This window comes from Allonocardiopsis opalescens (assembly GCF_003002095.1).
Taxonomy (GTDB): domain Bacteria; phylum Actinomycetota; class Actinomycetes; order Streptosporangiales; family Streptosporangiaceae; genus Allonocardiopsis; species Allonocardiopsis opalescens.
The window spans coordinates 13,285-27,208 of sequence record NZ_PVZC01000015.1 but is presented as its reverse complement, the minus strand read 5'-3'; the positions used below and the strand labels follow the sequence as shown (position 1 = coordinate 27,208).

Annotated in this window: 11 protein-coding genes; 7 read left to right on the top strand and 4 right to left on the bottom strand. The window is 73.7% G+C overall.

Annotation, left to right across the window (positions count from 1 at the left end):
• Window positions 1–8: 8 nt before the first annotated feature.
• Window positions 9–1,109 carry a glycosyltransferase family 4 protein gene (locus CLV72_RS30830; protein WP_106253736.1) on the top strand — a complete coding sequence of 367 codons (1,101 nt, stop codon included), beginning with the start codon at window positions 9–11 and terminating at the stop codon, window positions 1,107–1,109.
• A 348-nt stretch (window positions 1,110–1,457) separates the two neighbouring features.
• On the top strand, window positions 1,458–2,513 hold the full coding sequence (locus tag CLV72_RS30825) for a TerC family protein (protein ID WP_106253735.1): 1,056 nt from the start codon (window positions 1,458–1,460) through the stop codon (window positions 2,511–2,513).
• A gap of 92 nt (window positions 2,514–2,605) precedes the next feature.
• Here the strand turns inward: CLV72_RS30825 and CLV72_RS30820 are convergent, their stop codons facing one another.
• The 3 genes from CLV72_RS30820 to CLV72_RS30810 are packed head-to-tail and all read right to left on the bottom strand — an operon-like array spanning window position 2,606 to window position 4,371.
• On the bottom strand, window positions 2,606–3,148 hold the full coding sequence (locus tag CLV72_RS30820; RefSeq protein ID WP_106253734.1) for an SRPBCC family protein: 543 nt from the start codon (window positions 3,146–3,148) through the stop codon (window positions 2,606–2,608).
• Window positions 3,138–3,467 (bottom strand): ArsR/SmtB family transcription factor, encoded by a 330-nt coding sequence (locus tag CLV72_RS30815; protein ID WP_106253733.1) that lies wholly within the window; start codon window positions 3,465–3,467, stop codon window positions 3,138–3,140. The genes CLV72_RS30820 and CLV72_RS30815 overlap by 11 nt, the downstream gene beginning before the upstream one ends.
• A gap of 55 nt (window positions 3,468–3,522) precedes the next feature.
• A complete protein-coding gene (locus CLV72_RS30810; RefSeq protein ID WP_170141184.1) occupies window positions 3,523–4,371 on the bottom strand; it encodes an MHYT domain-containing protein in 849 nt (282 codons plus the stop codon).
• 396 nt (window positions 4,372–4,767) lie between these two features.
• Here CLV72_RS30810 and uvrA point away from each other — a divergent pair, with 396 nt between their 5' ends.
• The 4 genes from uvrA (at window position 4,768) to CLV72_RS30790 (ending at window position 10,459) form a co-directional block, all read left to right on the top strand.
• The gene (gene uvrA, locus CLV72_RS30805) at window positions 4,768–7,605 is read left to right on the top strand and encodes an excinuclease ABC subunit UvrA (RefSeq protein WP_106253731.1); all 2,838 of its coding nucleotides are present in this window, start codon (window positions 4,768–4,770) and stop codon (window positions 7,603–7,605) included.
• A 167-nt stretch (window positions 7,606–7,772) separates the two neighbouring features.
• A complete protein-coding gene (locus tag CLV72_RS30800; RefSeq protein ID WP_106253730.1) occupies window positions 7,773–8,777 on the top strand; it encodes an RDD family protein in 1,005 nt (334 codons plus the stop codon).
• Between the two features lie 166 nt (window positions 8,778–8,943).
• A complete protein-coding gene (locus CLV72_RS30795; RefSeq protein ID WP_106253754.1) occupies window positions 8,944–9,414 on the top strand; it encodes a Rieske (2Fe-2S) protein in 471 nt (156 codons plus the stop codon).
• Window positions 9,415–9,529: 115 nt separating this feature from the next.
• On the top strand, window positions 9,530–10,459 hold the full coding sequence (locus tag CLV72_RS30790; protein WP_106253729.1) for an RDD family protein: 930 nt from the start codon (window positions 9,530–9,532) through the stop codon (window positions 10,457–10,459).
• A 49-nt stretch (window positions 10,460–10,508) separates the two neighbouring features.
• Here the strand turns inward: CLV72_RS30790 and CLV72_RS30785 are convergent, their stop codons facing one another.
• Window positions 10,509–11,606, bottom strand: coding sequence for a mechanosensitive ion channel family protein (locus CLV72_RS30785; protein ID WP_106253728.1), 1,098 nt, complete (start codon window positions 11,604–11,606; stop codon window positions 10,509–10,511).
• A gap of 166 nt (window positions 11,607–11,772) precedes the next feature.
• Here CLV72_RS30785 and uvrC point away from each other — a divergent pair, with 166 nt between their 5' ends.
• Window positions 11,773–13,884 (top strand): excinuclease ABC subunit UvrC, encoded by a 2,112-nt coding sequence (gene uvrC, locus CLV72_RS30780; protein WP_106253727.1) that lies wholly within the window; start codon window positions 11,773–11,775, stop codon window positions 13,882–13,884.
• The last annotated feature ends 40 nt before the right edge of the window (window positions 13,885–13,924 follow it).

Below are 13,924 nucleotides of genomic sequence, written 5' to 3'. Positions count from 1 at the left end.
GAGACCGCGTGAGGATCACACTGGTGCTCGCCACGAGCACCGGCGGAGTGGGCAACCACGTCAAGTCCCTCACCGCGGGGCTCTCCGCGCGCGGCGCCGAGGTCACCGTCATCGGGCCGCCGTCCACCGAGGAGATCTTCGGCTTCACCGCCGCCGGCGGCCGCTTCCTGCCGGTGCAGGTGTCGGGCCGACCCCGGCCGGGCGCCGACCTCGCCGCGGTGGCGCGGATGCGGCGGCTGCTTGAGGGCGCCGGCGAGGGCGGCGGGATCGTGCACGCCCACGGCCTGCGCGCGGGTGCGCTCGCCGCGCTGGCCCGGCCGTCCTGCCCGCTCGCCGTCACCCTGCACAACGCGCCGCCGCTGGTCAGCGGGCCGCTCAGCGCGGTCTACCCGATGCTGGAGCGCATCGTCGCCCGCCGTGCCGACCTGGTGCTGGCCAACGCCAGCGACCTGGTGGCCCGGATGCGGGCGCGCGGCGCCCGCACCGTCGAGCTGGCCCTGGTGCCCGCCCCTGCGATGGGCCCGGCCGAGCGCGACCGCGCCGAGGTCCGCGCCGAGCTGAAGGTGCCCGACGACGTGCCGCTGCTGGTGATGGTGGCGCGGCTGTCGCACCAGAAGGGCCTGCCGGTTCTGCTGGACGCCAGCCGGGTGTGGGCGGTGCAGCGGCCCGAGCTGCGGGTGGTGGTGGCCGGCGACGGCCCGCTCGAGGGCGAGCTAAACGCCAGGATCCGGGCGGAGGGGCTGCCGGTCAGCCTGCTTGGCCGGCGCACCGACGTGCCCGACCTGCTCGGCGCGGCCGACGCCTTCGTCCTCACCAGTGTCTGGGAGGGCCCGGCCCTGGTGGTGCAGGAAGCGCTGCGCGCCGGGCTGCCGGTGGTCGCCACCCGCGTCGGCGGCATCCCCGACCTCGTCTCCGACGCCGCCGTGCTGGTGCCCTCCGGCGACGCCGCCGCGCTGGCCGAGGCGGTGGAGCGGGTGCTGGCGGAGCCGGAGCTGGCGGCGCGGCTGCGCGAGCGGGCCCGTATCGTCAGCGCGGCCCTGCCCACCGAGGCCGACGCCGTGGAGCAGGTCCTCAGCCTCTACCGCCGCCTGGTGCCGCAGGCGGTCTAGCACGGCCGGGCGGCCGCGGGGCCGAGTGCACGGAGCGTGTGGGAATAAACGCAGTGCCGGCCGCGCTTCGGTTGGAGATGGGGGCATGTTTTAAGATGCTCAAGGACCCGCGGGTCCGGCAGTACGTGCGGACCCGTGCCGGGGTTCCGGCCGCCGCGCGACAACCGCATATCGGGAGGGGAGTATCCCTGTGCGGCGGTATCGTCAAGCCGGTCTGGTCAGACCCGGTACCGTCGGCCCGCCCGCCAGGGCGTGCGGGAGAGACCTCCGGCCAATCATTGTCAATGCCGTCCGCAGCATGGCCACGGCCGGACCGGACGGCATCACAGCCGGAGGGAAGCCCCTATTTTGGACATTCCGTTCTGGGTCTGGGCCGCCACGATCGGCGGCCTGATCGCGATCATCGTGCTCGACCTGCTCATCGTCGACCAGCCCTGGCGCAAGGACCGCACGGGGCCGCGTGAGTTCAGCCTCGGCCAGGCCACCCGCTGGGTGATCTTCTACATGACGCTCGCCGTCATATTCGGCATCGGCCTGTGGTTCTTCGGCGGCTCCGACGCCGGCCTGGAGTTCTTCGCGGGCTACGTGACGGAGTACAGCCTCAGCGTCGACAACCTCTTCATCTTCTTCCTGATCATGACCGGCTTCGCGGTGCCGCGCGCCTACCAGCACGAGGTGCTGCTGATCGGCATCGTGATCGCGCTGATCATGCGCGGTGCCTTCATCGCGATCGGCGCGCAGGCGCTGAACGCCTGGAGCTGGCTCTTCTACGTCTTCGCCGCCTTCCTGCTGTACACCGCGTACGGCGTGTTCCGCGACGCGCTCAAGCACGAGGAGGAGGACGCCGGCAAGTACACCAACAACCGGTTCATCCGCTTCGTCCGCCGGGTCGTGCCGAGCACCGAGCACTACCACGGTGCCCGGCTGTTCATCAGGGAGAACGGCAAGCGGCTCGCCACCCCGATGTTCATCGTGATCGTCGCGATCGGGCTGACCGACCTGATGTTCGCGCTGGACTCGATCCCGGCGATCTTCGGGCTCACCCAGAACACCTACATCATCTTCACCGCCAACGCCTTCGCGCTGATGGGCCTCCGGCAGCTGTACTTCCTGCTCGGCGGGCTGATGGAGCGCCTGGTCTACCTGAACTTCGGCCTCGCGTTCATCCTGGCCTTCATCGCGGTGAAGCTGACCTTCCACGCTCTGCACGTGAGCGGTGTGCACGTGCCCGAGATCGGCACCGAGCTGTCCCTCGGCATCATCGTGGGCACCCTGGCGGTCACGGCCGCGGTCAGCCTGTGGAAGTCCTCGCGTGACCGGCGCCGAGGCATCACCACCGGTGGTGGCGGCGACGACTCCGAGGGCGGCGCGACCGCCGCGGAGGAGCAGCCGGCCAAGTCCTGACCCCGGCCCGGGCGCGCCCGGCCACAGACCTCGGGGAGGCGACCGCGTGCGGTCGCCTCCCCGAGGCGCGTGCTGGGTGCGGACGGACCCGGTCAGCCGCCGGCGGCGCTGTAAAGCGTGTACAGGGCGGCGAAGTCCGGTTCGGCCTCCGGGCGGGTGCCGTCGAGGTGGTCGGCGAGCGAGTCGAGCATGACGTGCCAGCCGGTGCAGTAGTCGGTGGCGGGCTCGCGGCGCAGCGGGCGGTGCAGCAGCACCATCAGGCTGCCGTCGCCGTCCGGCGTCAGCTCCCAGCGCACGACCGAGTCGGGTTCGCCCGGCCACGTCCAGGTGTGCTCGATGCGGTGCGGCGGGTCGACGGCCAGCACCTCGCCCTGTGCCCGCCCCTCGTCGCCGAAGTCGAAATCGACGGTGCCGCCCGCGACGGCGTGGATCGTGACGCCGGGCACCCACTGCGCCTGCTGGGCGGGGTCGGACAGCGCCGACCAGACGCGCTCGACGCTGTGGCGCAGCCGCCGCTCGAAGCGGATCTGCCAGTGGCCGTCGGAGCCGACGCCGAGGGTGCCCGTCCGCTCGCGGGGATCGGGTGCGCCGTCGTCGGCGGGGCGGCCGTCGGGCCGCGCGGTGTCATCGGTCATCGGGCTGTTCCCTCCAGGTGTCGTCCAGGTGCCGCTCCATGGCGTCGAGGCGGCCCGCCCAGCTGTCGCGGGTGCGCTCGATCCACGCGCCGGCCTCCGCGAGCGGTCCGGGCTCCAGCCGGTACAGCCGGCGCTGGGCCTCGCCGCGCCAGCCCACCAGGCCGGCCTCGGCCAGCACGCGCAGGTGGCGCGAGACCGCGGGGCGGCTGATCGCGAACTCGGCGGCCAGCTCGCCCGCGGTCCGCTCGCGCTCGGCCACCAGTTCGAGGAGGCGCCTGCGCACGGGATCGGCGAGTGCTTCGAAGACGGACGCGGCCATGCTCCCTTTGTAACCCATGGGTTACGTAACCGTCAAGTTACAGAAGGGTCGGCGCTCAGCGGAGCCTGGACGGGCGGCGGTGGGAGAGGTCGGCCGCGGCGGGGCGGGCCGCCGCCGGCTGCACGCCGTCGGCGCGCAGCCGGCGCAGCTCGGTCCGGAAGGCGTCGTCGGTGCGCAGTTCCTCGTCGTCGGGGCTGAGCACGATGACGGCCAGCGGGACGAAGGTCAGCACCACCAGGCCGACCGCGATCGGCAGCAGGAAGTCCATCACCGAGGCGCCGTGCAGGTGCCCGGTGATGGTGGTGGCGGTGATGTCCATCGCGAACATGGCGGTGTAGTGCATCGCGCCGACCAGCGCGCCCGCCGCCAGCGCGCCGACCGCGACCGCGGCCGGCCGCTCGGCCCGGGACGCCGTCCACACCACGGCGGCGCCGCCGGCCAGGGCGAGCAGGACCGAGCCGCCGACCAGCAGCGGATCGTAGGCCACCTCGGCGTGCATGCGCAGCGCCGCCATGCCCAGGTAGTGCATGCCGGCCAGTCCGGCCCCGGCGACCAGCGCGGCCGCGGCCGTGCGCGCCGGCGAGGGGGCGGGGGAGCAGCCGATCCACAGCCCGGCGCCCACCGCCGCCACGGCGAGGGCGAGGCTGGCCAGCGTCAGCGCGATGTCGTAGCGCACATTGGTGCCGCCGACGTAGAAGCCGAACATCGCGGTGAAGTGCATCACCCAGATCCCGGTGCCTCCCAGTGAGACCGCGGCCAGCAGCAGCCAGCGCGCGCGGAGCAGGCCGGTCACGGAGCGTGCCCGGATGGCGGCCTGGAGGCCGATGAACGCGCCGACGAACGAGGCGGCATAGCCGAGAACCGGCGTCAGCGCGCCGTGGGAGAAGTGCTGCACGAGGGTCATCGGGACCTCTTTCTCCGAATGGGGGCGCCAGTCTGGCACAAGTGCACAAGTCCGCGGGAGCCCTCCCATGACCGACTTCGGCCGTCCAAACTGCGAGAACGTGACCCATTCGTGAACGTATGATCTCTCGGAACCGCCCGCGTCCGAGGCGGACCGCCGCGGGGTGCGCCACCGGCGCGCAAGCCGTCTCCGGCTGCGGCAGGCCGGCCACGTTCCGTAATCGCCGTGATCGCCTCGACGGGTCGGGCGGAACCGATATGCTTCGAACGTGAGTTCGGCCGGGCGGTCGGCCGGGGGAATCCCCGGTGGCGCGCCGGCGTTCAACCTCCCGTCATCACGCCCCTGACCTGCGGCCCTGGCGCCCGGGTCCCGGCGAGAAAGCTGTGGATCACCACCGTGGCCGATCGACTCGTCATCAGCGGCGCCCGCGAGCACAACCTCAAGGACGTCTCGCTCGAACTTCCCCGCGACGCCATGATCGTCTTCACCGGGCTGTCCGGCTCGGGCAAGTCGAGCCTGGCCTTCGACACGATCTTCGCCGAGGGCCAGCGCCGCTACGTGGAGTCGCTGTCCGCCTACGCACGGCAGTTCCTCGGCCAGATGGACAAGCCGAACGTCGACTTCATCGAGGGCCTGTCCCCGGCGGTCTCGATCGACCAGAAGTCCACCAACCGCAACCCGCGGTCCACCGTCGGCACCATCACCGAGGTCTACGACTACCTCCGGCTGCTGTACGCGCGCATCGGCAAGCCGCACTGCCCGATCTGCGGCCGGGCCATCGCCCGGCAGACCCCGCAGCAGATCGTGGACCGCGTGCTCGAACTGCCCGAGGGCACCCGCTTCCAGGTGCTCGCGCCGGTGGTGCGCGGCCGCAAGGGCGAGTACGTCGAGCTGTTCAAGGAGATGCAGACCAAGGGCTTCACCCGCGCCCGGGTCGACGGCGAGCTGGTCCGCCTCGACGAGGCGCCGGTGCTGAAGAAGTACGAGAAGCACGACATCGCGGTGATCGTCGACCGCCTCACCGTCAAGGACGGCTCGCGGCGGCGGCTCACCGACTCAGTCGAGACCGCGCTCCAGCTGGCAGACGGCACCATCATCCTGGACTTCGTCGACCGCGCCGCCGACGACCCCGAGCGCGAGCGCGTCGTCTCCGAGCACCTGTACTGCCCCTACGACGACATCTCCTTCGACGAGATGGAGCCGCGCTCCTTCTCGTTCAACTCCCCCTACGGCGCCTGCCCCGACTGCACCGGCCTGGGCACCCGGCTGGAGATCGACCCCGAGCTGGTGGTGCCCGACCCCGGCCGCACCCTGCGCGACGGCGCGCTGGCGCCGTGGTCGGGCGGCCACGCCGGGGAGTACTTCGAGCGCCTGCTCCAGGGGCTGGCCGACGCCATGGGCTTCGACCTGGACACCCCGTGGGAGAAGCTGCCCGCGAAGGCGCGCAAGGCGGTGCTGCGCGGCCACGACACCCAGGTGCACATCCGCTACCGCAACCGCTACGGCCGCACCCGCTCCTACTACACCGCCTACGAGGGCGTCATCCCGTGGCTGGAGCGGCGCCACTCCGAGGTGGAGAGCGACACCACCAGGGAGCGCTTCGAGGGCTACATGCGGGTGGTGCCGTGCCCGTCGTGCCAGGGCGCCCGGCTCAAGCCGGTCGTGCTGGCCGTCACCGTCGCCGGCCGCAGCATCGCCGAGATCAGCGCGATGCCGCTGGCCGAGTGCGCCCGCTTCACCGCCGACCTCGACCTGGACGACCGCGACCGCGCCATCGCCGACCAGGTGCTCAAGGAGATCAACGCCCGTCTCGGCTTCCTGCTCGACGTCGGCCTGGACTACCTGAGCCTGGACCGCACCGCCGGCTCGCTGTCCGGCGGCGAGGCGCAGCGCATCCGGCTGGCCACCCAGATCGGCTCGGGCCTGGTCGGCGTACTCTACGTCCTGGACGAGCCGTCCATCGGCCTCCACCAGCGCGACAACCACCGCCTGCTGGAGACCCTGGAGCGGCTGCGCGACATCGGCAACACCCTCATCGTGGTCGAGCACGACGAGGACACCATCCGCGCCGCCGACTGGGTCGTCGACATCGGCCCGGGCGCGGGCGAGCACGGCGGCCACATCGTGGTGTCGGGACCGGTCGCCGCGCTGCTGGAGTCGCCCGACTCCAGCACCGGCGCCTACCTGTCCGGCCGCAGCTCCATCCCGGTCCCGCAGCGGCGCCGCCCGCGCGAGAAGGGCCGCGAGCTGGTGGTCAAGGGCGCCCGCGAGCACAACCTGCGCAACGTCGACGTGCGCTTCCCGCTCGGCCAGTTCATCGCGGTCACCGGGGTGTCGGGCTCGGGCAAGTCCACCCTGGTCAACGAGATCCTGTACAACGCGCTGGCCAAGGAGCTCAACGGCGCCAAGACCGTGCCGGGCAAGCACACCCGGGTCACCGGCATGGAGCACCTGGACAAGGTGGTGCACGTCGACCAGAGCCCGATCGGCCGCACCCCCCGCTCCAACCCGGCCACCTATTCGGGCGTCTTCGACCACATCCGCAAGCTGTTCGCGCAGACCACCGAGGCGAAGGTCCGCGGCTACCAGCCCGGCCGCTTCTCCTTCAACATCAAGGGCGGCCGCTGCGAGGCCTGCTCGGGCGACGGCACCATCAAGATCGAGATGCAGTTCCTGCCGGACGTCTACGTGCCCTGCGAGGTCTGCCACGGCGCCCGCTACAACCGCGAGACGCTGGAGGTCCACTACAAGGGCAAGTCGATCGCCGACGTGCTGGGCATGCCGATCGAGGAGGCGCTGGACTTCTTCGACGCGGTCCCGGCCATCCGCCGCCACATGCAGACCCTCAACGACGTCGGCCTGGGCTACGTGCGGCTGGGCCAGCCCGCCCCCACCCTGTCCGGCGGCGAGGCGCAGCGGGTCAAGCTCGCCTCCGAACTGCAGCGCCGCACCACCGGCCGCACCGTCTACGTGCTGGACGAGCCGACCACCGGCCTGCACTTCGAGGACGTCCGCAAGCTGCTCGGCGTGCTGGAGCGGCTGGTCGACGGCGGCAACTCCGTGATCGTCATCGAGCACAACCTCGACGTCATCAAGACCGCCGACTGGGTGGTCGACATGGGGCCCGAGGGCGGCTCCCGCGGCGGCACCGTCGTGGCCACCGGCACCCCGGAGGAGCTGGCCGAGGTGCCCGAGAGCTACACCGGACAGTTCCTGAGCAAGGTGCTCGGCTAAGGTCCCCACCTGCGTGTTTCCCGTTACGGCGGGGGTAGCGGCGCGGGGAGCGCGCGGTGCGGCGGACCTCCGGCGTACCGCGAGCGCGGTGGCCGCGGACCGACCCGGCGGACGCCGGAGCCGGCCGGCGGCGGACGTCCCGCCCGCTCCCGGACGAGAGGCAGCCGATGGGAACGCCGAACTACCCGAACCAGCCGCACGGCGCGTCGGCGGGCGGCGAAGACCGTCCCAACCCGGAGCGCGCCCCTGACCAGCGGCCCACCGGCCCGAGCGGGCCGAGCGGCGGCGCACAGGGCGGCGCGCCGTACGACACGGGCCCCTGGGGCCCGTACCAGCCGCCCGTCCCCGACGAGCGGCGGCACGCGGGCGCGCTCGCCGAGTGGTGGCAGCGCCTGATCGCCAGGATCATCGACGGCGTGATCGCCCTGCTGGTCTTCCTCGTGGTCGGCGGACTGGCCAACCTGATGGCGGCGGCCATGATCGGCGGCGGCGCGGGAACGGTGGAGCCGCCGTCCTTCGGCGCCGTCTACGCGATCGCGCTGATCACCGGGATCATCGGGGTCGCCGCGCTGGTCGGCTACGAGTACGTCATGCTCCGCACCCGGGGGCAGACGCTGGGCAAGATGGCCCTGCGGCTGCGGGTGGTGGAGCTGGACGCGCCCGGGCGCCCGCCCGGCCTGTCCAACCGCGCCTCCGTGGTCCGCGCCCTGGTCTGGTGGGGCCCGGCCGTGCTGAACTACCTGGTCCCGGTCGGCGGCCGCTTCATCACCATGGTCGTCGTGCTGGTCAACGGCCTGTGGCCGCTGTGGGACCGGCCCAACCGCCAGTCGCTGAACGACAAGGCGGCCCGCACCGCGGTCATCGTCGAGCCGTCCGGCCCGGCGCCCGGGCCGGTGCCGATGGCCCGCCGGGAGCACGCCCCCGGCCGCGAGCCGCGGCAGGGCGGGCAGCCGCCGCCGGAGCGGGCGGGCGGCAACGCCGCGCCGCCGCCGGGCCCGTCCGGCGCCCAGCCCGTACCGCACGGTCCCGTCGACCGCCCGCCCGCCGCCGAGGCGGGCGGGGGCCCCGACGGCCCCGAGCGGGGCGCCCCGGGGCACCGGGACTTCCCGGGCGCGCCGGAGCGGCCCGGCGGCGAGCAGCCGCCCGAGCCGCCGATGCGGCCCCATCCCTGACCCGCCCCTCCGCGCGCAGGAGCAGCGGCCCGGACGCCACCGGCGTCCGGGCCGCGCCGCGATTGAACCGCCGGCGCGCGCCCACCGTAGTCATGCGGTGTCGGAGCAGCGCGGCGCCGCGGACCGCCTGCCCCGGCGGATCCGACCGCGCAACGAGAGGAACGACATGACCGCACCGCTCCAGGACGGCTGCCCCTGCGGGCTGAGCCGGAGGACCGCGCTGAGCGCGCTCGGCGTCGGCGGCCTCGCCCTCGGCCTGGCCGCCTGCTCCGGGCAGCCGGGCGAGGCGCCGCCCACCGGCGCCGACGGCGGCGGCGAGAGCACTAGCGGGCAGCCGAGCGCGCAGCCGGGGGAGCCGGTGGCCGCCACCGCCGACGTGCCCGTGGGCGGCGGTGTGGTCCTGGCCGACCAGGGGATCGTGCTCACCCAGCCGGAGGAGGGCGTCTTCCACGCCTTCACCGCCGTGTGCACCCACGCCGGGTGCACGGTGAGCGAGGTGGCCGGCGGCTCCATCGTCTGCGCCTGCCACGGCAGCGAGTTCAGCGCGGCCGACGGCTCGCCGACCGCGGGCCCGGCGCAGCAGCCGCTGGAGGAGTTCCCGGTGGAGGTCTCCGGAGGCAACGTGGTCCTCACCTGAGGAGTCGCCGCGACGGCACCCGCGGGGGGTAGGCTCGCAAGCGCCGGTACCGCCGGACGGTGCGTCCGCGCGGCCGGTGCTCCCGACCGCCGCCCCCCGTGAGGTGTCACCCCCGATGACCACGCCGCCCGAGCCGGCGCAGCCTGGCCGTCCGCAGCCCGGCGAACCCGGCGTCCCGCCCGGGGCCGCCGACTCCTGGCAGGGCCCCCACCTGGCGCCGCGCTGGACCGGCCAGCCGCCGCGCCCCGGAGAGACCCCGGCCGAATGGTTCAACGCCGGCCCCCGGCCCGACGAACCCGCGGGCCAGGGCGGCGGGTACGTCCCCGGCCACGGGCAGCAGCAGCCGCCGTACGGATCCGCCTACGACCAGGCGGCCGCCGGCCGCTCCGGCTACCCGGGGCGGCAGCAGCCGCTCGCCGGCGACCAGGGCTTCCCGCCGGGCCCGCCGCCCGGGCAGCCCTTCCCCGGCCGCCCGGAGCGGCCGCAGCCGCCCGGCGCCCCTGCGCCGCTGGCGGAGTGGTGGGAGCGGCTGGTGGCGCGGCTGCTCGACGGCCTGATCGTGAGCATCCCCGGCGCGATCCTCTACTCGATCATCACCGCCGCCGCCACCGCCCCGATGTACGGCATCGGCGCGGCCTACTACGGCTTCGGCACCCCGCTGTGGGCCTCGCTGCTGGCGGCGGCGCTGTGGGTGGGCGTGGCGATCGGCTACGAGTACTACTTCCTGATCCGCAGCGGCCAGACGGTCGGCAAGACCGTGATGCGGCTGCGGGTGGTGGCGCTGGGCGGCCGGCTGGAACCGACCGGGATCGAGCAGGGCGCCGCGCTGCGGCGCGCCGCGATCTCCTCGGTGGGCTACGCCAGCCCGGCCGTGCCGGTCGTCGGGCTGTTGTTCGGGCTCTTCGCGATCCTCGACGGGCTGTTCCCGCTCTGGGACGCCCCCTACCGGCAGACCCTGCACGACAAGGCGGTGCGCACGATCGTGGTGCGGCTTCCCGAGGGCCACCCCACCGGCCCGGGCGACGGCACCGGCCGGCCCTACTAGGACCGCCAGCGGGCCCGGCCCCCGGTCGGTACGGCCGGCGGGGCCGGGCTCAGCCGCGTGCGGCGTCGTGGCCCGGGCGCCGCACGTCCTCGCCGGCGCCGCCCTGCTCCAGCTCCAGGTTGGTCAGCTCGAACTCGGTGCGGTTGCGCGGCAGCGACTCGGGGTGCTGCTCGCGCAGGTGGTCGATGAGGAACTCCCGCACCGCGCAGCGCAGGTCCCAGGCGGCGTCGGAGTCGGCGGCGGTGACCAGCACCCGCAGCTCCACCATGCCGTTGTCGAGCACGTCGGTGACGACCAGCGACCAGTTGCGGCCGTCCCACAGCGGGTGCTGCTCGACGAACTCGCCGACGGCGCCGCGGATCTCGCGGACCGGCGCCTCCCAGTCGACGCGCAGGAAGACCGTGCCGGTGAGCTGGGTGCCGTGCTTGGTCCAGTTCTCGAACGGGGTGGTGGTGAAGTAGGAGACCGGCAGCACCATCCGCCGCTCGTCCCAGATCCGCAGCACCACATTGGTGAGCGACAGCTCCTCGACCGTGCCCAGCTCGCCGTTGACCACCACGGTGTCGCCCAGCCGCATCGCGTCGCTGAAGGCGAGTTGCAGGCCGGCGAAGAGGTTGCCGAGGGTGGACTGGGCGGCCACGCCCGCGACGATGCCGATCAGGCCGGCCGAGGCCAGCAGCCCGGCGCCCAGGGTCTGCACGCTGGGGAAGGTGAACAGCATGGCCGCCACCGCGAGGATCACGATGCCGACCGTGGTGACCCGCCGCAGCAGCTTGACCTGGGTCTCCAGCCGCCGCGCCCGGCGGGTGGCCGCCGCGTCGCCGTTGGTGATGTGCTGGAGCAGCTGGTCGGTGAGCGCGTAGGCGACCGCGACCAGCAGCCAGGTGAGGCCGCCGATCATCGCCATGGCCAGCACCCGCTGCGCGATCCCGTGCAGTCCCTCGGGCAGCAGCGGCGGCAGGCCGAGATTGCACACCGAGATCACCGCGGCGACGTAGGCGGGCATGGTGCACCGCTGCACCAGCGGCCCGGCAATCGGCCACCTGCGGTTCCACATCCGGGTCAGCAGCCAGCGCACCAGGGCGACGGCGCCCACCGCGACGGCGATGCCGAGGCCGAGCAGCAGCCATCCGATCGCGAGCGTCATGGTCGGGATCACTCCTTCTCCGCCCGGGCGCGGGCGTCGTGGGTGCCTCGGTCGGCCCCAAGGTACCGGGACCGCGGGACCGCCCGGTCCGTCGCGCCCGGGCCCGAGCGGGCGGGCGGGGCGGACGTGCGCCCGCCACCCTCTGCGGCGCAGCACAATGGAGGGTATGGCAGATCCCGCGAGCTACCGCCCGGCTCCGGGCGAGATCCCCGACTCGCCCGGCGTCTACCGCTTCCGCGACGCCGCGCGCCGCGTCGTCTACGTGGGCAAGGCGAAGAACCTGCGGTCGCGGCTGTCGTCGTACTTCGCCGACTTCGCCGGGCTGCATCCGCGCACCCAGCAGATGGTCACCACCGCCTGCTCGGTGGAGTGGACCGTGGTCGGCACCGAGGTGGAGGCGCTCCAGCTGGAGTACTCCTGGATCAAGCAGTACGACCCCCGCTTCAACGTGCGCTACCGCGACGACAAGAGCTACCCCTACCTGGCGGTCACCCTCGGCGAGGACGTCCCGCGCGTGCAGGTGATGCGCGGCGCCAAGCAGAAGGGCACCCGCTACTTCGGGCCCTACTCCCACGCCTGGGCGATCCGCGAGACCGTCGACCTGCTGCTGCGCGTCTTCCCGGTGCGCACCTGCTCGGCCGGGGTGCTGCGCCGAGCCCAGCTCACCGGCCGCCCGTGCCTGCTCGGCGACATCGGCAAATGCGCGGCGCCGTGCGTGGGCCGGGTCACCGAGGACGAGCACCGGGCCATCGCCGAGGACTTCTGCTCCTTCCTGGCCGGCGACACCGGCCGCTACATCAGGGAGCTGGAGCGGCGGATGCGCGCGGCCGCCGCCGAGCAGGAGTACGAGCGGGCCGCGCGGCTGCGCGACGACGTCCAGGCCCTGCAGCGGGCGCTGGAGAAGCAGGCCGTGGTGCTGGGGGAGCGCACCGACTGCGATGTGATCGCGCTCGCCGAGGACCCCCTCGAGGCGGCCGTGCAGGTCTTCTACGTGCGCGGCGGGCGGATCCGCGGCCAGCGGGGCTGGGTGGTCGACCGGGTCGAGGAGGTCGGCTCCGCGGACCTGGTTGAGCGCTTCCTCGCGCAGATCTACGGGCCCCAGTTCGACGGCGCCGCGCCCGGCGAGGCGCCCGGCGGGTCGGCCGACCCGGCCGACGGACCGGTGCCCGAGGGCACCGCCGCGATCCCGCGCGAGGTGCTGGTGCCCGAGCTGCCGCCCGACCACGAGGCACTGGCCGAGCTGCTGTCCCGGGGGCGCGGCAGCCGCGTCGAGGTGCGGGTGCCGCGCCGCGGCGACAAGAAGTCGCTGATGGAGACGGTCGCCCGCAATGCCGAGCAGCTGCTCAAGCAGCACAAGACCAAGCGGGCCGGCGACCTCGCCACCCGCTCGCGGGCGCTGCAGGAGATCGCCGAGGCGCTGGACCTGGACGCCGGGCCGCTGCGCATCGAGTGCTACGACGTGTCCAACCTCCAGGGCACCGACGTGGTCGCGTCCATGGTCGTGTTCGAGGACGGCCTGGCCCGCAAGTCCGAGTACCGCCGCTTCGCGATCAAGACCGTGCGGGGTCAGGACGACGTCGCCGCCATCCGCGAAGTCATCTCACGTCGATTCAAGCGTTACCTGGAAGAGAGCCAGGCGAGCGGAGAACTGGCTACGCTGGGCGGCAGCGACTCGACCACGGACAGCAGCACGGTGCGAGCCGAGACCGGAACGGAGAGCGGCTCCGACGCTCCAGAGCGGCCCGCCGCCCCAGGCCGCTTCGCCTACCCGCCCAACCTGGTGGTCGTCGACGGCGGCCCCCCTCAGGTCGCGGCGGCGCAGCGGGCGCTGGACGAGCTCGGCGTCACCGACGTCTCGGTGTGCGGCCTGGCCAAGCGCCTGGAGGAGGTCTGGCTGCCCGGCGAGGACGACCCCGTCATCCTGCCGCGCGCCAGCGAGGCCCTGTACCTGCTGCAGCGGCTGCGGGACGAGGCGCACCGGTTCGCGATCTCCTACCACCGGGCCAAGCGGTCCAAGCGAGCCACGACCAGCGTGCTGGACGATGTACCGGGCCTGGGGCCCGCCCGCAAGGCGGCGCTGCTCAAGCACTTCGGCTCGGTGCGCCGGCTGCGCGCGGCGGGGGTCGACGAGATCGCGGAGGTCCACGGCATCGGCCCTGGGCTCGCCGGGACCGTCGCGGCGGCGCTCGCCGGGGGCGACCCGGCGCCGGCACCGGCCAACGGGGCGACCGGCGGTGGGGAGCCGCACGGCGCGCAGGAGAACGCACAGGGGGAGTAGGCGTGATCGGACCGGGAGCAAGCGGCGAGGCCGCACCCGA